Annotated in this window: 20 protein-coding genes and 2 tRNA genes; 13 read left to right on the top strand and 9 right to left on the bottom strand. The window is 32.5% G+C overall.

The window, feature by feature from the left end; translation table 11 throughout:
• Positions 1-242 precede the first annotated feature (242 nt).
• The 6 genes from OZP11_RS10155 to OZP11_RS10130 all read left to right on the top strand — a co-directional run bounded on the left by OZP11_RS10155 (position 243) and on the right by OZP11_RS10130 (position 3,760).
• On the top strand, positions 243-719 hold the full coding sequence (locus OZP11_RS10155; protein ID WP_281235088.1) for a hypothetical protein: 477 nt from the start codon (positions 243-245) through the stop codon (positions 717-719).
• 365 nt (positions 720-1,084) lie between these two features.
• Positions 1,085-1,486 (top strand): hypothetical protein, encoded by a 402-nt coding sequence (locus tag OZP11_RS10150; RefSeq protein WP_281235087.1) that lies wholly within the window; start codon positions 1,085-1,087, stop codon positions 1,484-1,486.
• Positions 1,487-1,722: 236 nt separating this feature from the next.
• Entirely contained in the window at positions 1,723-2,085 is a 363-nt protein-coding gene (locus OZP11_RS10145) for a hypothetical protein (protein ID WP_281235086.1), read from the top strand.
• A gap of 238 nt (positions 2,086-2,323) precedes the next feature.
• Positions 2,324-2,755 (top strand): hypothetical protein, encoded by a 432-nt coding sequence (locus OZP11_RS10140; RefSeq protein WP_281235085.1) that lies wholly within the window; start codon positions 2,324-2,326, stop codon positions 2,753-2,755.
• 106 nt (positions 2,756-2,861) lie between these two features.
• On the top strand, positions 2,862-3,188 hold the full coding sequence (locus OZP11_RS10135) for a hypothetical protein (RefSeq protein WP_281235084.1): 327 nt from the start codon (positions 2,862-2,864) through the stop codon (positions 3,186-3,188).
• Between the two features lie 44 nt (positions 3,189-3,232).
• On the top strand, positions 3,233-3,760 hold the full coding sequence (locus OZP11_RS10130; protein ID WP_281235083.1) for a hypothetical protein: 528 nt from the start codon (positions 3,233-3,235) through the stop codon (positions 3,758-3,760).
• Positions 3,761-3,923: 163 nt separating this feature from the next.
• Here the strand turns inward: OZP11_RS10130 and OZP11_RS10125 are convergent, their stop codons facing one another.
• The 5 genes from OZP11_RS10125 to OZP11_RS10105 all read right to left on the bottom strand — a co-directional run bounded on the left by OZP11_RS10125 (position 3,924) and on the right by OZP11_RS10105 (position 8,129).
• The gene (locus tag OZP11_RS10125) at positions 3,924-5,015 is read right to left on the bottom strand and encodes a Ppx/GppA phosphatase family protein (RefSeq protein ID WP_281235082.1); all 1,092 of its coding nucleotides are present in this window, start codon (positions 5,013-5,015) and stop codon (positions 3,924-3,926) included.
• 160 nt (positions 5,016-5,175) lie between these two features.
• Positions 5,176-5,248 (bottom strand) — tRNA-Met (locus OZP11_RS10120).
• 127 nt (positions 5,249-5,375) lie between these two features.
• On the bottom strand, positions 5,376-5,900 hold the full coding sequence (locus OZP11_RS10115) for a DUF4269 domain-containing protein (RefSeq protein ID WP_281235081.1): 525 nt from the start codon (positions 5,898-5,900) through the stop codon (positions 5,376-5,378).
• A complete protein-coding gene (locus tag OZP11_RS10110) occupies positions 5,897-7,408 on the bottom strand; it encodes a glycosyltransferase family 39 protein (protein ID WP_281235080.1) in 1,512 nt (503 codons plus the stop codon). The genes OZP11_RS10115 and OZP11_RS10110 overlap by 4 nt, the downstream gene beginning before the upstream one ends.
• 178 nt (positions 7,409-7,586) lie before the next feature.
• The gene (locus OZP11_RS10105; protein ID WP_281235079.1) at positions 7,587-8,129 is read right to left on the bottom strand and encodes a DUF4494 domain-containing protein; all 543 of its coding nucleotides are present in this window, start codon (positions 8,127-8,129) and stop codon (positions 7,587-7,589) included.
• 177 nt (positions 8,130-8,306) lie between these two features.
• On the opposite strand from OZP11_RS10105, the gene OZP11_RS10100 reads away from it, so the two are divergent.
• From OZP11_RS10100 to OZP11_RS10080, 5 genes are all read left to right on the top strand, one after another.
• On the top strand, positions 8,307-9,449 hold the full coding sequence (locus OZP11_RS10100; RefSeq protein WP_281235078.1) for a hypothetical protein: 1,143 nt from the start codon (positions 8,307-8,309) through the stop codon (positions 9,447-9,449).
• A gap of 65 nt (positions 9,450-9,514) precedes the next feature.
• Positions 9,515-10,279 (top strand): type I methionyl aminopeptidase, encoded by a 765-nt coding sequence (map, locus tag OZP11_RS10095; protein WP_281235077.1) that lies wholly within the window; start codon positions 9,515-9,517, stop codon positions 10,277-10,279.
• Positions 10,280-10,358: 79 nt separating this feature from the next.
• Entirely contained in the window at positions 10,359-10,799 is a 441-nt protein-coding gene (locus tag OZP11_RS10090) for a hypothetical protein (RefSeq protein WP_281235076.1), read from the top strand.
• A complete protein-coding gene (locus tag OZP11_RS10085) occupies positions 10,799-11,293 on the top strand; it encodes a hypothetical protein (RefSeq protein WP_281235075.1) in 495 nt (164 codons plus the stop codon). Before OZP11_RS10090 ends, OZP11_RS10085 begins: the two co-directional genes overlap by 1 nt.
• A 71-nt stretch (positions 11,294-11,364) precedes the next feature.
• On the top strand, positions 11,365-11,673 hold the full coding sequence (locus tag OZP11_RS10080) for a hypothetical protein (protein WP_281235074.1): 309 nt from the start codon (positions 11,365-11,367) through the stop codon (positions 11,671-11,673).
• 133 nt (positions 11,674-11,806) lie between these two features.
• Here the strand turns inward: OZP11_RS10080 and OZP11_RS10075 are convergent, their stop codons facing one another.
• A complete protein-coding gene (locus OZP11_RS10075; RefSeq protein ID WP_281235073.1) occupies positions 11,807-12,943 on the bottom strand; it encodes a helix-turn-helix domain-containing protein in 1,137 nt (378 codons plus the stop codon).
• Positions 12,944-13,223: 280 nt separating this feature from the next.
• Between OZP11_RS10075 and OZP11_RS10070 the strand changes: the two genes are divergently transcribed.
• Positions 13,224-13,928 (top strand): hypothetical protein, encoded by a 705-nt coding sequence (locus tag OZP11_RS10070; protein ID WP_281235072.1) that lies wholly within the window; start codon positions 13,224-13,226, stop codon positions 13,926-13,928.
• A gap of 2 nt (positions 13,929-13,930) precedes the next feature.
• Positions 13,931-14,626, top strand: a complete 696-nt coding sequence (locus OZP11_RS10065) for a M23 family metallopeptidase (protein WP_281235071.1) — start codon at positions 13,931-13,933, stop codon at positions 14,624-14,626.
• Between the two features lie 47 nt (positions 14,627-14,673).
• Here the strand turns inward: OZP11_RS10065 and OZP11_RS10060 are convergent, their stop codons facing one another.
• The 3 genes from OZP11_RS10060 to OZP11_RS10050 form a co-directional block, all read right to left on the bottom strand.
• Entirely contained in the window at positions 14,674-15,873 is a 1,200-nt protein-coding gene (locus tag OZP11_RS10060) for an outer membrane protein assembly factor BamB family protein (RefSeq protein ID WP_281235070.1), read from the bottom strand.
• Between the two features lie 231 nt (positions 15,874-16,104).
• A tRNA-Glu gene (locus OZP11_RS10055) sits at positions 16,105-16,176 on the bottom strand.
• 729 nt (positions 16,177-16,905) lie between these two features.
• Positions 16,906-17,310 carry an XRE family transcriptional regulator gene (locus OZP11_RS10050; protein ID WP_281235069.1) on the bottom strand — a complete coding sequence of 135 codons (405 nt, stop codon included), beginning with the start codon at positions 17,308-17,310 and terminating at the stop codon, positions 16,906-16,908.
• Positions 17,311-17,473: the final 163 nt, after the last annotated feature.

Here is a 17,473-nt window from a genome sequence, read left to right as displayed (position 1 = left end):
ATCGTTTAAGGTTATCTGTTAAAGAATTTAATTTTGATATCTACTTGCAAAATCTGGTACTTTAGCAGAAGGACTGTATAGCGCAAAATTTAGTCATAGAAACACTAAAAAATATCACAATGAATTAGCAATAAGAATTTATAATTTATACGGAACAGATGGATTACCAACAGTAAATAGAAGCATTAATATAGATAAAACGTATGTTGCGAAACCAAGAATAATACTTTAATCAAATATCTATGAACAAATTATTTTTTTTATCTGTTTTATTAAGCATGTGCTTTTCATGTATAAATAATAAATCAGAAGCGATCACAAATGTTGATAAAAATAAAATTAAAAATCAAAACTTGAAAAGACAAGATAGTGTAAATCTGAATAATACAAGATGGGAATGTGCCATAAGCGACGACTGTGTAAATAAATATGAGTTTAAAGCTAATAACAAATTTATTCTTCATAGTTGTGAAATGGAGGATGATTATTTCGGAGATTATTATTTTAGAAATGACACATTATTTATTGACCAGAAGGGTAGTCTTAATGATAATGAATTGCCTGAAGGTTCAACTGAAAGGGCAGAAAGAAAACTATATGAATTAATAATTGTGGATAATAAATTAAAGCACCTTTATGTAAGTGATTGGGTAAAAGGTAAATGGGTTAGATCAAATTTCCAATTTGATAATCTTTATTTATATAGTAAAGTTGACTAGTAGGATTACCCCAGCTCTCCGAAGAGTTCCGATCACTCGGATATTTTTCAATGATAGTGGAGATTTGCAATCCGTGCCCGCAATGTAATTTCTTAAATTTGGGGAGTATTTTCTCAGCATAGATATATTGAGGAAGAAGATTTAAAACTTATTGATATTGTTCAAACCAAAATAAAGAATGATACGATAGCTTATAAATATTTTTTGTTTACCAAAAAATGTTTATGCTGCGATAAGGTTGATAACAAAAATGTTATTTCTGAAGAAATTATAAAATTTTCAGAAGTTAAAGATGATGTTTTTTATTTTGTAAAAGGGGATAGTCTGTTTATTTATAAAATGAGCAACGGTAAATAAATGATCAAATGAAAAAAATCGTAATTATATTAATTTGTTTGTTGTGTTATGGATGTAAAGAGGAATCTAGAATACCGATTTCAAATACATTAGAAATTGCCCTAGGTGATAATTACTCTTCTTATGTCACAAATTTAAATTTAGCTTATGAAAAAGATAGAAGTGCAGCAATAAGGATCTTAAAAATTGATTATATCTACGATGCAGGAGGATATGACCATGGTTATATTTTATATCAACTAATAAAAAGATATAGTGATAATGAATTCACGGCTATTTTAAAAAAGTTATCAAGAAATGATTTAATCACTGTAAATCAATATTTAGAAGTTGGTCTTGATGCGAATGATAAGAAAAGAGAAGAATTTAAAAGAGATTATCCTATATCTTTATCTGTTTTGAATCAATAGATAGTATATTCATAAGTTTGCATTAATGGCAATTATATTATTGTGTAATAAAAAAATGATAAAGACAAACAATCATGCTCCTAGAAAATAAAGTTTTTTTATGGTTGCTTATAGGAGTGAATTTTTTATTTTTCCTTCTTTATTTGCAATTTATATTCGCTTCTTATTATTTTTATCTGATTACAATTTTAGTTTCAGTCATATTTTATTTGATCTTTTTTTGCGTAAAAAACAAAATGAAATGGGATCTTGAATTGAATGTGTTCAATTCAATTGTTATAATTTATACCTTCTTTATTTTATTTAGCACAGTATTTATGTCTTATGCTTTTGTGAATAAAAATAACGTAGAAACTAAAGTATATACTGTTATAATTAAAGGATATTATACAAGAAAAGTGGATGGAGTACTATTTGATTTTAAAGGGAAAACTTTTGATAGACCTTTTGATTTAGCGAATCAGGTTTCAAAGCCAGAAAGCAGTACTGAAAATTTTTATAAAAAATATCGTTTAAAGTTATCTGTTAAAGAATTTGATTTTGATATCTACTATCTTAATTCAATTGATTTAATTAGAAAAGAAGAGCTGTCTTTTTAGTTGTAATAATTTATGAATTATAGATATTTACTTTTTAGCATTTTGTTCTTAACAGGAGCATTTGCGTATTATAAGTTTAATAAGTGGTCTTTAAAGTCCAAAGACGGAAACGAGAATCCGGATATTTATTCTAAGCCCCATACAAAATTGCAGAACTTCAACAGCTGGGCAGTTATTTTATGTCTAGTAATAGCTTCAATTGCTTATTTTTTCAAATCAATAGAATAAAATTAAAAACATGAAATATATAATACTCACGATGGTTCTTTTTCTCTTTGTGTCATGTAAAAACAATGATGAAGAAATTGGCAGACCGGATCCTTATATATTAACAGAAAGGGATATTTCAGAAGACTGCGGTGCTTTTCAAATGCGATTTAAACATGGAGATTGTATTCTAAATTTTGCTCTGTCAGGTCCTTGCGAACAATTAAAAACCGAGGAATACATAAATGAATATTCCGAATATTTGCAAAAATATCAGGATAGTCTTTTGGTTAAAAAAGGTTTTATACTCCTTCAGTATCACAGACATAATTTTGCAGATACCAATATTAAAAACCTTCAGGACTCTATAATAAACATCACCAAAAAAAGCTTTAAAACGAATGTTTCTTTGAAAGAATCGGGTAAAGGGTATTTTGAGATTAATGTTGGTAATGATAAGTAGTCATTTTGAGTAATATAAGCAGAATGTATTTCTATTTTGATAAATTTATGCAATTATAAAGTGATAGTTCTTAATCGATAAGACGTTTTACTGGTAGTAAAAAACTATGAAAAAATTATTTATACTCCTTCTGATTATAACTTTTTTCAGTTGTGATTCAAATGAAAGAAAAAGACCTGCCAATCTTCCTAAAACTGCGGTCTGGAAAGGAGGACTCGATGGAGGATGCTGGATTGTTTTTCATTCACTTTCAGAAAAGAAAATCGACGCAATTGTTTTTTATGAAAACGGCGAATTATGGGAAAGAGGCATATTTATAAAAGATAACAATTGTAAAACGCAAAATATCACAGCAGAGAATATTGAAGGGTTTGATGGCGAAAAATTAATTACAAACGAAGGCTGTGTTTTTAAGATGAAGGATAATCTTTAATAGCAGAAAACCCATTTGTTAAGCTGTATAAATAAACTTAAATAATGAATTACAATACATTTAAAAAAGTTTTAGTCTTAAGTTCATTTGTCGTTTTATTTTTTGCTGGGTGCGGAAAAAACAAAAAAGAAAATGCTTTCTATGACCACGTAGAATATTATCACAGCGATTATTATAAGATGCCTACGCCGCCGGCTCCAAATGAAAGTCCGGAACAAAGAGCAAGATATGATGTTTATTATTCTGATTTTGTTGATGAAAACGAAAAGAATAATTATAAAAAACTTTCAGAATTTGGATTTGTGAAAAACGAAATCAGTAATGAGTTTTCGGATAAAATAACAGACTTTTTTACAGATGAAAATCCCGGTAGAAAAATGCCTGATTACAAATGTTTAACGTGTTATCAGGATATAATGCTATTTTACAAAAAAGAGAAATTGATTGGAATTGCCAAATTTGACTTTAAGTGTAATAAATATTATTACATCAATTTTCAAGCAGACCAAGATATTTATATAAAGAAAAATTGTTTGCAATACAGATACTTATTTAAAGCAGATAACTTCTAAATCCGGGGCATTTATCAATCAACGGGATTTCATCCGTTGCTGCCCATATTTAATTCCTAACAGAACTTAAACCTTTGTGTCTTCGTGTCTTTGCTGCAAAACAATAAGACCAAAAAAAAGCTCCGGATTTCTCCGAAGCTTTATAGGATTAAAAAAACAAGTATTAAAAATTTGTATTTACTTTTTTAGAACGGTCTGCAATGTATGAGATTAGCCATGTTACCTGACCTTCTTTTACAAACAATACTTTCTTTGTTGCCAGATTAGGGAAACTTTCAAGGAAAGCCACTAAAATAGTATTGGCCGAGATAAGATATTTTTGATCATAAGTACTTAAAACTCTCGCTGCTTCTTTGTTTGTTTTTGCAAGACTGGTAAACTTCCCAAAGTTATTCTTTAAAATAGCATCGTAATTAACAGCATCTTCCAGAGTCAAAGGAATATAATGCTCCTTAACGTTTTCGTTATAATACAAGGTTGAAAACGCCCAAACAGCACCACCAGATAAATAAATCTTATCTTTTTTTGCCAAAAGCGGATTCGCATCCAGCATTTCTTTTATTTTTTTACGGATAGTCGGCGTAAAATCAAAAGCTTTTTCCTGATAAACCAGCATGTCATTTGCCTGACTTTGATTCAATACCGTTTTCTGAACCGCATCTGTAAGCGTCATAGTTCCAAAATCAAGTTCCAGCGGAATAAACTCTAATTTATCGTCCGGTTCATCGATATAACCGCCTTTTGTAGTCTGCGCACCAATGTCAAGCAATAAGGCACTTGAATAATCAACTGGAGGAATAGCACCTTTAACCAAAACTTTAGCCTCTTCGTTAACGTTAAGCACATCAAGAGTTTTGCTGGTTAGGGTAGAAATTCTATTTTTTAGAGCGTCGATGTTGCGGGCAGATGCAAAAACAGGAGCAGCAACGATAAAGATATTTTCTTCCGGAATTTTATATTCGGCTCTGATTCTTTTTAACTGATCAATAACGATGGTGCCAATTTTGTTAATGTCGTCCTGAGGCACTTCGCCGGTTGTGGCAATATGCTCGGCAAAATTAGTTCTGTCGGTTGCGAAGTATTCAATTTTATATTCTGCTTTTCTGATATTGTTTACCTGAATAACAGAGATTTTAATGGCACGGCGTCCGACTTCGATTCCGGCGTAGTGATTTTTTTGAGAAAATAAATTAAGGGTAAAAAATAAATTTAAAAGAATAAGAATTAGAATTTGGGGTTTGTTTTTTCTAAGCATAGTACTTTTTAATTATGGTTATCATATATTTCGAACAAGAAAATGTAAGATAATTAACTATTCTTTGTTCGTGAAAGTAAAGAAAATCGATCAAAACACACGAAGTTCCTTTAGTTTATAAATTAAAAAAAGCTCCAGATTTCTCTGAAGCTTTACTTAGTAGCGGGAACAGGACTCGAACCTGTGACCTTCGGGTTATGAGCCCGACGAGCTGCCTACTGCTCTATCCCGCGATGTTTCGGGTGCAAAGATACACACTAAATACAGTTATCCAAAGAAATTCGTGAATTATTTTAAAAAACTATTTTACAAGTCTAATTGTTTGACATGTAATTGATTAACTGTTTGGGTTTTGAGAAATCAGATTTTAAAATCAAGTAATTCTGTGTAAGGGTCTGTTTTTAAGCCCAATAATTCGCCAAAAGCAGGCTCGGTTTTGTAACCGTTTTGTTTGAGTTTTATAATTTTCAGTCGGAAATCGTCGTTTTTTGACATCAGAATTTTGTATTCTATAATCATGTGTTTGTATGCGTTTTGATCTTTCGTTGGGATATTCTGCCCAAAGATTTCAATTTCAAAAGCATCTAGTTTAAAATTTGCAATTACAGATTCCTTTCCGTTTACAATTGTTTCTTCAATTTTAAAATAGGGATTGTCTTTAAAAAGAGAAGTCACTTTTTCGATAAAATCACATTTGTTTTTCCAGTAACAGATAATATCAAGATCGCTGTTTTCAATATCAATATTTATCGGGATTGTGCCTGCCAGAATAGGATTAAATTCAGAGAGGTTTTCCAAAACCTTATTTTCGGTCAGGGTTTTGTAAGCCAGAATCTGTTTCGGGTTTCCGTCTTTCAAATAATCGAGTGTTTCGAAGTGAATCATTTATCGTAATTTTTTTCTTCTGCGATTTCCTGTTCCAGTCTTTTTCTGATGTCGATTTTGGCATCTTTAAAAATAAAAATAGTCGTTTTATATTCTCTCGCATACGGATTTGTTATGCCGGGACAAACAGACGAAGCCTCAAAAAACGGACTCGTTTCGTTAAATTCATTACTGTTTTCTTCAAATGTTTTAACCCTGATGAGGTTGGTGTATTTAATGTCGAGATTAAACCAGTTTACATAATCGGCATTGAAGGAAACGGCTTTTATTCCTTTTTTAGTATAATAATTAATCGCTCCGGCTTGTCCGTAATTGTCGCAGAGAACGAGTGTATTTTCAGATTTTGGAAATTTTACATAAATAGAATCTGTTTTTCGGGCGAGTTCTTTCCATCCCAGCATATCAGCAAAATCCTGCGATAAATTGTGTTCTTTTCCGTCTTCCCAGATATGAGTGCCCAATTTGTTTTTTACAATATATTCCGGACTTTTATTTGGGAATGCAAGCTGGTGCATCGGAATAAAAAACAATAAAGGAAGTGCAATAAATACAGGTTTCAAATATCGTTTCCATCCTGAATTTAAAACATCAGCCAAAAAAACCGATCCAAAAGCAATGTAAACCGGATATAAACCTATTGCATAATAGGCTTTGGCTCTAAAATATATAAACACAATAAGCGTAAAAAGCAGCGATGCAAAAAAGAATCTAAACTTTTCAAAAGGTTTGTAAAACAACAAAGCATAGAAAGATGAAAGAATTACCAAAAGACTGCCAATGAAATATAATAGTTGTTCTTTTAAAAAATCAAATCGGTCAACGTTTACCAATTGCGTTTCGGCCAGTTCTTTCATGTGGTGTACAATTGGGAAATGATTGTTGTACTGCCAGATTAAATTCGGAAGAATTAAAAGCACTCCCAGAACAAGCGCGAAATAGAGTTTTTTCTCAGTCAGAATTTTTCTTTGTTCCGAAACCAAAAGCGCTGGCAGAAGACCTATTAACAGAAAAAGAATATTGTATTTGTTCAGGAAACCAAAAGCAAATACAACGGCGCCAATATAAAACCATTTGGGTTTTTGGGTCAAAATATATTGAATTACAATATAATAAAATGCCGTCCAGCACAAAACGTCAATCGAGTTGGGCTGAAACAGCATATTGATTCGCAGCAAAGCCGAAAACAAAACACAAAAGGCGCCCAAAACCAAGGCGTACAAATTTCCTTTTAAAGCTTCGATAGTTTTCCATACCACCAAAATTGTTAAACCGCCAAAAAGGGCAGGAAAGAACCTGACCCAAAAAACCGAATTGCCGAGTAATAGAATAATATACGAAAACCACGAAGTTACAGGCGGAACAGACAAATAGCCCCAGGCCAGATGATGTGCCTGATCGAGATGCAGATATTCGTCGCGCTGCAAATCATATTCAGGACTTACGAGTGCGTATTGTAAAACAAATTTTAAAATGATAAACCCAATTAAAATAATCGTTTTTTTGTTCATAGAAAATTTGGTTTTAGCGTAAGTAGTTTTGTTTCAGTTTGAAAAATGAAAGCTAATATAATATTTATTTTGATGCTGAAATTATTTAAACACAAAGGGATTATGTATTAAATTGATTTCAGGAAACAGATTAGAAATTAAAATAAAAAAGCTCCAGATTTCTCTGAAGCTTTGCGTTTTATTCCTCTGCGGTTTCAAATTCCATGTGGTCAATGATTTCTTCTGCTTTTACAGGTTTTGATGCCTTAAGCGCGTTGAATCTTTCCAGCATTTCGGTTTCTTCTTCCTCACCGCTAAAGTATGGGAAAACGTCCATAATTGGCGATTCAGAAATTGCCGGGATCGAATATTCGCCCATTGTATTTTTCATTACATGAATCGTATTGTCGTAAGCTTCTCTCACATCGTTTGCCTGAATAAGCATGTACATGTTCGATTTTCTTTCCTTTCCGGTTTCTTCATCGTAGGCAATCAAAGAAACTTTAGATCTAAACCAGCGATCAGTGTTTTCAAACGGATGTATTTCGGCAAAATTCGCCACTTTTATATTCGTGATCTTAAATTCCTCACTTACATACGCGGCCATTTCTTCATTAATTCTTTTTTCGGCTTCAGTATACGATATAGCATCTACCAAATAAGGCTCAGTTACAACCTTTTGACCTCCGGTTTCATCTGTCTTTCTATATTTTACTTTGCATTCGTACCAAGTTGCGCTCATCTTCTATATTTTTTAAAGGATGCCAAAGATAAATTTTGCTGTTAAAATATAGCTGCGATTTTTAAAATAGATATTCACAATTTGATAAATATTCGCAGATTGCTTTATATTCGTCACGGCAAAAATGCAGTCATTACCAATGCTCAAGCATATTAAAAACATAAAACAGAATCGTTTATGAACAAAGACGAAATCGTAGAATACATTGTTGATTCTATAAACGCCGGCAATGATCAGGATGACATTGAGGCTTCTTTAAAAAGAAGAGAAATCGATCCTTCTCAATTTGATGCTTTGATAGGCGAGGCACTGGCTCAAATTTTAGAATATAAATTAAAAACTTATCCAAGGCAGAATCTTATCAGGTTTATAATCTGGACTATTTTGTTTTTGTCCTTTGCGATAGTATTCTTTTTTATATTTCCAGGATTAGGAATCAGCCAAAACATATTCTTGATTTCTCTGGTAGGAACAATACTTTTAAGTATTTCGCTTTTGCATGTTTTTGTTTATTATGGAAGCTGGAAAAAGCTTTATATCGAAAAATTCGGAAAACCAAAACTGCCTGTTGAAGGGTATCTTATTGTGAATTTGTTCCCGGGGTTTATTTTTTATTTCATCATTTCGAGCTGTTTGTCTTCGGGAGCAGACAGAATGTTAAAAGAAACTCAGGAAGATGCTGTAGCAACAGTTATTAATGGTTCTTCGGTTGAAGGAAAATTAAATTATGCTTCTGTTACAGTCGAATTTACAACAAAAGACGGCAGAGTTATTTCGGCAGTCGAAGATGTTTCGACTTATGAGTTTAAGGATTTTTATCTGGGACAAAAACTGAATATTGTGTACTCTAAAAACGATCCTCATAATATCGATTTATTGATAGACGGTACGGCTATGTATAAAATGAAAGGAAAAACAAATAGAGAAATTGAACCTGATGATCTTTTAAAATTAAGCACGGTTTCGTATTCAGATTTGGGAACCGAACTTAACAAAATCAGCAATAACTGGGTTTTTAATGATTCTGAAGGGGTTTGGGTTAATGATAAAAGCCAACAGGTTATTTCTACCAGAAAAAATCCCGATCAGGTTGTTTTGATGATGCCGACAGGGTATGGCAATGATTTTAAAATGGGGGATAAATTTGCAGCAATAGGATTTGAAAAAATTGTTGCAAAAGATCTGGGAATTGAGGCTGATCCTAATGAAACAATTTATATAAAAGACGGTTATCTGGCTAGTCTTAAAAATGTAAGAGGCAAAGATTTTAGATCGAATCTTGTAATTATAGTCGAGAAAGTTCCGGAAATGAGCAAATAGGTCGTAATATTGTAAATGAGAAGGTTTTGTAAGCAGAACCTGAAAATTATAAAAAGAATAAAATTATGTCGATAACTACAGAAGCAGAATTAGCCGGAATGAAAAAAGCAAGCCAAGCAGTAGCTTTTGCTTTAAAAGAAATGAGAAAATTTGCCAGACCGGGCATTTCAACAAAAGAACTGGATGATTACGGCGGACAAATTTTGAATGATTTAGGAGCAAAATCGGCGCCGTATTTAACGTATGGTTTTCCAGGCTGGACGTGTATTAGCGTTGATAATGAATTTTGCCACGGAATCCCGTCAGACAAAAGAATACTTCAGGAAGGCGATTTGATTAATATTGATGTTTCGGCAGAATTAGACGGATTTTGGTCAGACAATGGCGGTTCGTTTGTTATTGGCGAAGATCTAAATCAGCATCAAAAACTGGTCGACGCATCAAAAGAAATTCTGCATAAAGCGATCTACAACATAAAAGGCGGCGTTCGTATTCAGGATATTGGATTTTTAATCGAAACCGAAGCCAAAAAACGAGGTTACAAAGTAATTAAAAACCTCACGGGGCATGGAGTAGGCAGAAGTCTTCATGAAGAACCGCACGAAATTGCCAATTACAGAGATCGATTTAATATTACAAGATTCAAAAAAAACTCTGTTGTGGCTATCGAAACTTTTATTTCAACCTCTTCTACTTATGCCGAAACCCTGCAGGACGGCTGGACAATGGTAGGAAACAGAGGCGGTTTTATGGCGCAGCACGAACATACAATCGTAGTGACCGAAGGAAAACCAATTATTCTGACAGAAACAAACGAAATTTGGAATTAGATTTAAAGCCTGAAAATATAGATTTTTCAGGCTTTTGATTTTGAATAATAGGTTAAACTTGGAAAATTGAAAATAAATAATGATTGAAATTATTAGATCTCCATACGGTAAAATAGTAGATAAAATTGCAAAACCAATAGATTTGTCAATGCTTCCCTTGTATGGGGAAAAAGAGATTTTAAATTTATCAGTTGGTCGTTATGGTAAGGTTAAAATAAAACTGGAAGTAGAAAGTGATTTACATGCATTAAATGTTGTAAATGAGTATAAGGAACGTTATAAAGAAAATAAAAATTACCATACTTACCAATGGGAGGTCGAAGAGAATAAATTGCCAAAGCAATATGAATATTTGATTAGATCTGAAATGACAAGGTTTATTGAAATTTTTTCTGTTTTAAACAAAGATCCCCATGTTTTTCGTTTTTCAATTGTGGATGGAGGTTTTAGGGATTTAGAGAGACCAGTCCATGCTCAGGCAGTAAGAGAAGCTATTATAGAATTGTTTAATCAAATTTGATGGACTTAAACTATTTTTACGGACGACGTTTGCCAAAGTTTGCGGATATTTTTAGAGATAAAGTACAGAAGAAACTTGAAGCTGGTCATTTATTGATGGTTAAAAATTATCTCAAAATTTTTCTTGATTTTTTTGAGGAAAACAATGCATTCACTTGTTTTAAAGACTTTAATATAATAAGAGATTCTATTACGGTTTCTGCTTTTATTAATAATTATAATAACAAAATTAGTTTTGAACGTCAAATATGTATTGAGGACTGTGATGAAGAGTATCAAATACGTTGTGAGTTAATTTTTGATATTTCACCTTTAAAAGATGTTTATTATTACTTTGACATTGAAAGAGATCAGTTGAATGATTTTTTTAATACTGATTTGGGGTATTTATACATGTCAGATTTTGAAAAAATAATACTAGAATCAGAAGAAATGAAGCAGTTTGCAGATAATATTCCTAAAGATTTTAGCATAGTTTTAAATGCGGATCATTAAAACATTTGGGTAGTTATCATACAGGATAACCGATTTTAGAGAACATTTATTGAAATTTGAAACATTGTAAAATGAATGAATTTTTGATAATGGAAACAAAAGGAATTAAAAGTTTAGAAGATATTAAAAAATTGTCTGTTCGGTATTTAAATGCTCTAAAACAATCATCGGTTAAAACAGAAAATAATTCGCTGCCGTATTACGAAAGAGGATGTGTGATTACAAATATGCTAAAACTATGTATTTTGGCGCTGGACCAGAATGCCGAAAAAAATGCATCGATAAATGTTAGTTTAATTTTAGAACATGTTTTAGAATTATTTCCTTCGGATGAATTTGAACTTCTGGATATTATTCAGGAATTTTCGGCTGAATCATAAATAATATTGTGTAAAAACATCTTTGTCAGAGTTTTAAAGCTTTGACAAAGATTATATTTCGGCTAAAATTAAAATCGATAACCTGCACTTAATCCAATTTTTGAAACAATATTACGGTCAGTTTTATTGACACTTATTTGTTCGAGATTCTGTATTCGTTTGGTGTTTTTCCCGTTACTTTTTTAAAAGCATTATAAAAAGTTGTTTTTGAGGTAAAGCCAGATTCTAACCCCATTGTTAAGAGATTGTAGTTTTCGTATTCAGAGTTTAAAATCATTTCCTTAACCGCTTCAACCCTGTATTGATTAATATAGTTAGCGAAATTGTCTCCCGTAATTGTGTTTACAATCTGCGAAAGATATCCGGCACTTATACCTAGTTTTTCGGCTGTTTTTTCTCTGCTCAACGTACTGTCGGTGTAAATGTGATGTTCTTTGCAGAGAATCTCAAGATTCTGAAAATAAATATTATCGGCCGTGATGGGTTCTCTGGTTTCTTCTGCTTCAATAGTTTCTTCAATTGGCAGATCGATGTACGAAATCGCTAAATCTTTATTTAGAAAATTGTAAATACCATCTTTGTCTTTGGCCAGTTTGTATTTGTAAATGCCAATGTATGTCGTCCAGTGAATTAAAAATGTGCCAAACAAGGCAAGTATTTTCATTATATACGAAATGTCGTATTGAAAAAACAAACCGGTAAGAATAGTGATAACCCACGAGAAAAGTAATGTTGAGACAAGACTTAACAGAATAAAAATCCATTTTTTTTCCTGCTTATCTTTTAAATGTTTTATCATAAAATAAGAATAAAACAGCAGGAAAGGGATAAAGGTAAGTGCTAAAATGAGTTCGATCTGACTCAGAATATCAATTAGTCCTTTGCTCCATTCCGGAATATGGTAAACGCCGCCCACGGTATCGAGATCGCAGGTAATATTAAGCACAGCCGAATAAGCAAACGGAATAAAAACCAAAGCTGTTTTTTGCCGGCTTTTCACGGCATCATCGATCCGGTTGATTGTAAACAGAAAAATGAAGACCGGCAATAAAAATGCCCATTCGACATCGTCTATAAAACGTAAAAAAGGGTAGGGCGTATAGGCTTCTTCGATTTCGAGAACAAGATTAAGTAAAAGTATCGAAAGGGTTAAAATTGCAAATGCCAGATATTTATTTGAAGTACTGTTGAATAACGGCGATTTTAAGATAATAAAACCTAAAATTATTCCCTGAAAAATCGCAATATTTAAAAGTGTTGTATAAATCAAGGTTTGCTGTAAAGGTTGTTTTTAAGATTGGGTTCTAAATTGTTTTAAGCAATCGGCAAAATGAGTTATTTGTTAAAACATAACTTATTTGTACGAATTGACACGACGAATTTATAGTAATGCCGATGATTTTCTTAAGAGATTATGAAATGATTAACTATTGATGAGTTTCATATTGTTGAATAAGTTCGGATTTCTTCACTTTTAAGGTTTTGAAACCTCGGCTCTTTTGGTCTCTCTACTTTTGAGGCATCATAATCAACTTAACATTTCAAATGGTATGAAACTAAATCGGCTCTTGTTTACTACTGCGATTTTGTCTGCAGTATCTGTTCAATCACAAACGACTCAAAAAAAGAATCAGCTCGAATTTTCTGTCGGCAGTAATTTTGGGTTTTTAAAAAATCTCGAATTTGCTCCCGTGGCAACATATGAGTATGAAGGTCCGGTTTATAAACTAAACTATACCCGCACGAGTAAAAATGATAATTTATTTGAGGCAAAGCTGCATTATCTTTCTACGGATTTAAAAACCGACAGACTTTCTAATCTCAACACAGATTATTATAAGGGAGGAATGGAGTTTTCGTATTTAAAACAGGTTTACAGCAAAGATAAATTTGCCATTCATGCAGGGCTGCAATCGCAGACTACTTTGTCTGTATATCACAATGGAGATTATGTTTCGTTTCATCAGGAATTTGGAATTTCGGGCAGGATTGGTTATCAAATAAATGAGAAACACTATCTGTCGTCAAAGCTTACTCTTCCTTTAATATTGCTCAGGGTTACGAATGCCGAGGGTAAATTTTATGCTTTAGATAAGTATCAAAGTGCTTTATGGAATTTAGAATATGGTTATAAAATTTCCAATCATTTTGATGTAAAGGCGTCATACAACTTCAATTATTCCCGACTTCAGATTCCGAGTGCTTATAGAGAATTGCAGCATCAGCTAAATCTGGGTATTAACTATAAATTTTAATCATGAAACATATCAAATCTACAGTTTACGCTTTTGCATTTGCTTTTTTGCTGACTTCTTGTGCCGAAATGCTTATGGGAGACGAAGGTAAATTCGACGAAGAAGTTTATTTGAATTACAAAACAAAAACAGTTCTGGAGCTGCCTTTTGAAGACGACTGGTACATAGCTGCGGGAGGAAAATCGCTGGAAGAAAATCATCATTTTTCGCCTAACCGCCACCAAAGATATGCACTTGATATGGTTCAGATAATAAACAGAAGAGGCAATACAGGAGACGGAACAAAAAATGAAGATTATTACTGTTTTGGCAAGCGTTTAAATGCTCCGGGAGACGGAAAGATAATAGCAATGGAAAATACTATTGAGGATAATGTTCCGGGAGTTAAAAACACGAAACAAACATTTGGGAATTATATTATAATTGATCATTTAAACGGAGAATATTCTTTTATGCTTCATTTAAAAAAGAACTCGATAATAGTCGAAGTTGGAGATGCTGTAGTTAGAGGTCAAAAAGTAGGTCTGGCGGGAAACAGCGGTTACTCTACAGGGCCGCATCTGCATTATCATTTGCAGACCACTTCGTCTCTTGCTACCGGTACCGGGCTGCCTATGCAATTCGTAAACTATTATGCCGATGATGTTTTTACTGAAAGAGGAGAACCTGTAACATCTCAAACGGTGAGGAAAAATTAAAAGACAAAAAAAGAAGCTTCCTCGGTTTTGAGAAAGCTTCTTTTTTATTATCGAACTATTTTGAGATAAGCGCTGTAAATGTTTTCCTTAAGAGAAGTTCGCATATAATACACGTTTTCGTCTTTTTCTTTTAAATCAAACTGAATTAAGCCGGCATCGCAATAATAATAAAACAAGTTATCATCGTTCGGGAATTCAATGTTTGAAACCGGCTGCGTTGTTAGTTTAACTTCGTATGCGATTTCGCCATTTGTCAAATCGAGTTCAAAAAGTCTTCCTTTTTTGGTGTATCCCCATAAATTTTCAACCTCTCTTACAATGTATTCAATGTTATCTTCTTTAAAATCGGTTTTCCAAATCTGAGATCCTGTTTTCGAATCAACAGCATATATTGAAGTTGTATTTGTGCCCTGCGCTCCAAAATAAAGAATTTTATCTTTTTCGAAAATGCGTTCCTTTACGTTGAATTGATTTTCGTCTAATTTAAATTCCCATACAATATCCAGTTTATCAGGGCTTAGAGCATACAGCGTATTTTTTTCATTTGCTATAAAAACATTTAAACCATCTGTTACAGGTTTTCCTGTCATGGCTTCTTCAAAAGTTTTCTGGCTTAGTACTTTTCCTGTATTGGCATCAAAACTGTAAACATTTGGTCCGCTTTGAGTAAAAATTTTGTTGTCGAAAAAAAGCACCGGAATATCGTTGGCTGCAGTATCGAGTTTGTAGTTCCATGCCAGACTTCCGTCTTTTAAATCAAGCGCATACAAATTGCTTCCTTCGTTTTGGTTTTGAGCGGTTATGTACAATTTTCCGTTAGCGATAACCGGAGTCTGATCTTTTAAAACAATCTGATCTGTAATATTTCCGAGTCTTGATTTCCAGAAAATGTCACCCGTAAGATTGTCGACTGCGAAAATTTCGCCATTCACAAACGGAACATACACAACTCCGTCATGCAGAGTTATTTTATTGGCGCACATTTCAGAATGATTATCTGCTGCTTTTACAGTCCAGGCGATTGATTCGGTTTCTAAATCGTATGAAAAAAGAGCGCCGTCGTAATCGTAAATCAGGATTGATTCATCGTATAACTTTACTTTTTTAAGCGGTCGCACCGACTTGTTAGTGACCATTTCGCCTGCAGGTAAAGCTTTGTTGGAGTAATTAGTTTTGTTGGCCGGAGCCTGTCCAAACATGCTTATAAAAGTAAATACAAATAAAAGCGTTATTAGTTTTTGTTTCATTTTAAGATTTGGTTTTATTTCTTGATTGCTTTTTTAGATTCGAAATTACCCATTCATAACTTGTAGGCTGCTTAATTATTGCATTTGTTAAATTCGCAGTTACAATCACTTTGCTAATTGTGAACTATGAACCGAATTAATGCCGAACAAGGTTTTATTTCGCTCTAATTTGATCGGGTAAATATAAACAAAAAAAGCTCCAGATTTCTCTGAAGCTTTTGTCTTTGAAAGTAGTCCGTGGGGGAATCGAACCCCCCTTACCAGGATGAAAACCTGGCGTCCTAACCGATAGACGAACGGACCTGCTTTTTTAATTCGGGTGCAAAACAAGGGAATTAATTCCATATTTGCAAAAGAATGGAGGATTTTTTTTGAGGTTTTTTAAACTAAGCTTCGTTTTTTGAATGATAAAGCGGTGCTAAATTAAGTGTAAGTGTGTTGTATTTGTTTGATTAATAATTGATTGTTTTGTATGAAGAAGTTGTTTTTGTTCTAGTTTATTGAAGTGAAAAAATTTTGGTAAAATTTTATTTTGAAGGAATATTTTTATGTGTTTTTTCGATGCTTTGTTTTGCCGACGCCGCGCATGTTGTGCAAATGTATCTGACTTTGTGTATTTTTTTAACGCTTCTTAATTTATATTTGTTTGAAAACGCAAAGTCGGAGATATTTGCGTAACGAGGATTATATTCTTGTATCTAACAGTAAAAAGACAATGGGACAATTAATTGTATTATTAATCATAATGATTGTTGCTGGCGCTTTTATTTATATAACTAAATATAAAAATACTATAAAGAAGAAAGCCCAGCCAATGTGATTACAGATAGACTTAAATTAAATATTAGTTTAATTCTAAAATAAATAGTGAATTCAGAATTATTTATATGAGGTTTTACAGAAATAATATCTGGTTATGTTGTAAAACAATAGAAATTGGCAGAAATTTTAAACGCACATTTATGAAAAAAAATACACAAAAAGAGACTCGAAGTCTCTTTTTGTTTGAATTAATATATCTTTTATAAATAATTATTTATCGATCAGTTTTTCAAGCTTCTGCATCATTTCATCTTTCTCTTTTAACATACGCTCATATAAAGCAATTTTTTCTTCGTGAAGCTGGATCAATTTTTCAATTGGATTGTTGTTAAAAGTCGGGTTGTAATTTATTAGACCTTGAGTGTCATGAAAAGTATTCGAAATAATATTTATGGCCTGTTCTTCATCAAAATTCTGAAAAGCTTCAACAGGAATTTTTAAAGAATTTGAAATTTGTTTAAGCAGATTTTCTTCAATTACATCTTTCTGCTCAAGCATCGAAATTTTCTTCTGATTCCAATCGTCCCCAAGATCATAAGCCAATGCCTCTTGTTTGATGCCAAGCATTTCTCTAAAACGTTTTACATTTCTTCCCTGATGTATTTTTTGTTCCATAATAAGTTTTGATTTTCCCGAAGGCTCAAAGATAAAGTCATTCGGATAAAAAGTCTGAATTTCAAAGATAAAAAAATATACCGTAAAGTGTTTTTTTTGTCAGATTATTATATCTAAAAAATGGAATATTTTATTCTTGCAGAAGTGTAATCTGCAAGGAAAA

The organism is Flavobacterium gelatinilyticum (genome assembly GCF_027111295.1).
Taxonomy (GTDB): domain Bacteria; phylum Bacteroidota; class Bacteroidia; order Flavobacteriales; family Flavobacteriaceae; genus Flavobacterium; species Flavobacterium gelatinilyticum.
This window is presented reverse-complemented; position numbering and strand designations above follow the sequence as displayed.

Excerpts from the sequence above, each read along its gene's own strand:
- OZP11_RS10070 (WP_281235072.1), top strand. The coding sequence starts at position 13,224 with ATGAAACTAAATCGGCTCTTGTTTACTACTGCGATTTTGTCTGCAGTA.
- OZP11_RS10105 (WP_281235079.1), bottom strand. The coding sequence starts at position 8,129 with ATGAGCGCAACTTGGTACGAATGCAAAGTAAAATATAGAAAGACAGAT.
- OZP11_RS10140 (WP_281235085.1), top strand. The coding sequence starts at position 2,324 with ATGAAATATATAATACTCACGATGGTTCTTTTTCTCTTTGTGTCATGT.
- map (WP_281235077.1), top strand. The coding sequence starts at position 9,515 with ATGTCGATAACTACAGAAGCAGAATTAGCCGGAATGAAAAAAGCAAGC.
- OZP11_RS10110 (WP_281235080.1), bottom strand. The coding sequence starts at position 7,408 with ATGAACAAAAAAACGATTATTTTAATTGGGTTTATCATTTTAAAATTT.
- OZP11_RS10050 (WP_281235069.1), bottom strand. The coding sequence starts at position 17,310 with ATGGAACAAAAAATACATCAGGGAAGAAATGTAAAACGTTTTAGAGAA.
- OZP11_RS10145 (WP_281235086.1), top strand. The coding sequence starts at position 1,723 with ATGAAATGGGATCTTGAATTGAATGTGTTCAATTCAATTGTTATAATT.
- OZP11_RS10090 (WP_281235076.1), top strand. The coding sequence starts at position 10,359 with ATGATTGAAATTATTAGATCTCCATACGGTAAAATAGTAGATAAAATT.
- OZP11_RS10115 (WP_281235081.1), bottom strand. The coding sequence starts at position 5,900 with ATGATTCACTTCGAAACACTCGATTATTTGAAAGACGGAAACCCGAAA.
- OZP11_RS10065 (WP_281235071.1), top strand. The coding sequence starts at position 13,931 with ATGAAACATATCAAATCTACAGTTTACGCTTTTGCATTTGCTTTTTTG.
- OZP11_RS10100 (WP_281235078.1), top strand. The coding sequence starts at position 8,307 with ATGAACAAAGACGAAATCGTAGAATACATTGTTGATTCTATAAACGCC.
- OZP11_RS10080 (WP_281235074.1), top strand. The coding sequence starts at position 11,365 with ATGAATGAATTTTTGATAATGGAAACAAAAGGAATTAAAAGTTTAGAA.
- OZP11_RS10135 (WP_281235084.1), top strand. The coding sequence starts at position 2,862 with ATGAAAAAATTATTTATACTCCTTCTGATTATAACTTTTTTCAGTTGT.
- OZP11_RS10155 (WP_281235088.1), top strand. The coding sequence starts at position 243 with ATGAACAAATTATTTTTTTTATCTGTTTTATTAAGCATGTGCTTTTCA.
- OZP11_RS10130 (WP_281235083.1), top strand. The coding sequence starts at position 3,233 with ATGAATTACAATACATTTAAAAAAGTTTTAGTCTTAAGTTCATTTGTC.
- OZP11_RS10085 (WP_281235075.1), top strand. The coding sequence starts at position 10,799 with ATGGACTTAAACTATTTTTACGGACGACGTTTGCCAAAGTTTGCGGAT.
- OZP11_RS10125 (WP_281235082.1), bottom strand. The coding sequence starts at position 5,015 with ATGCTTAGAAAAAACAAACCCCAAATTCTAATTCTTATTCTTTTAAAT.
- OZP11_RS10150 (WP_281235087.1), top strand. The coding sequence starts at position 1,085 with ATGAAAAAAATCGTAATTATATTAATTTGTTTGTTGTGTTATGGATGT.
- OZP11_RS10060 (WP_281235070.1), bottom strand. The coding sequence starts at position 15,873 with ATGAAACAAAAACTAATAACGCTTTTATTTGTATTTACTTTTATAAGC.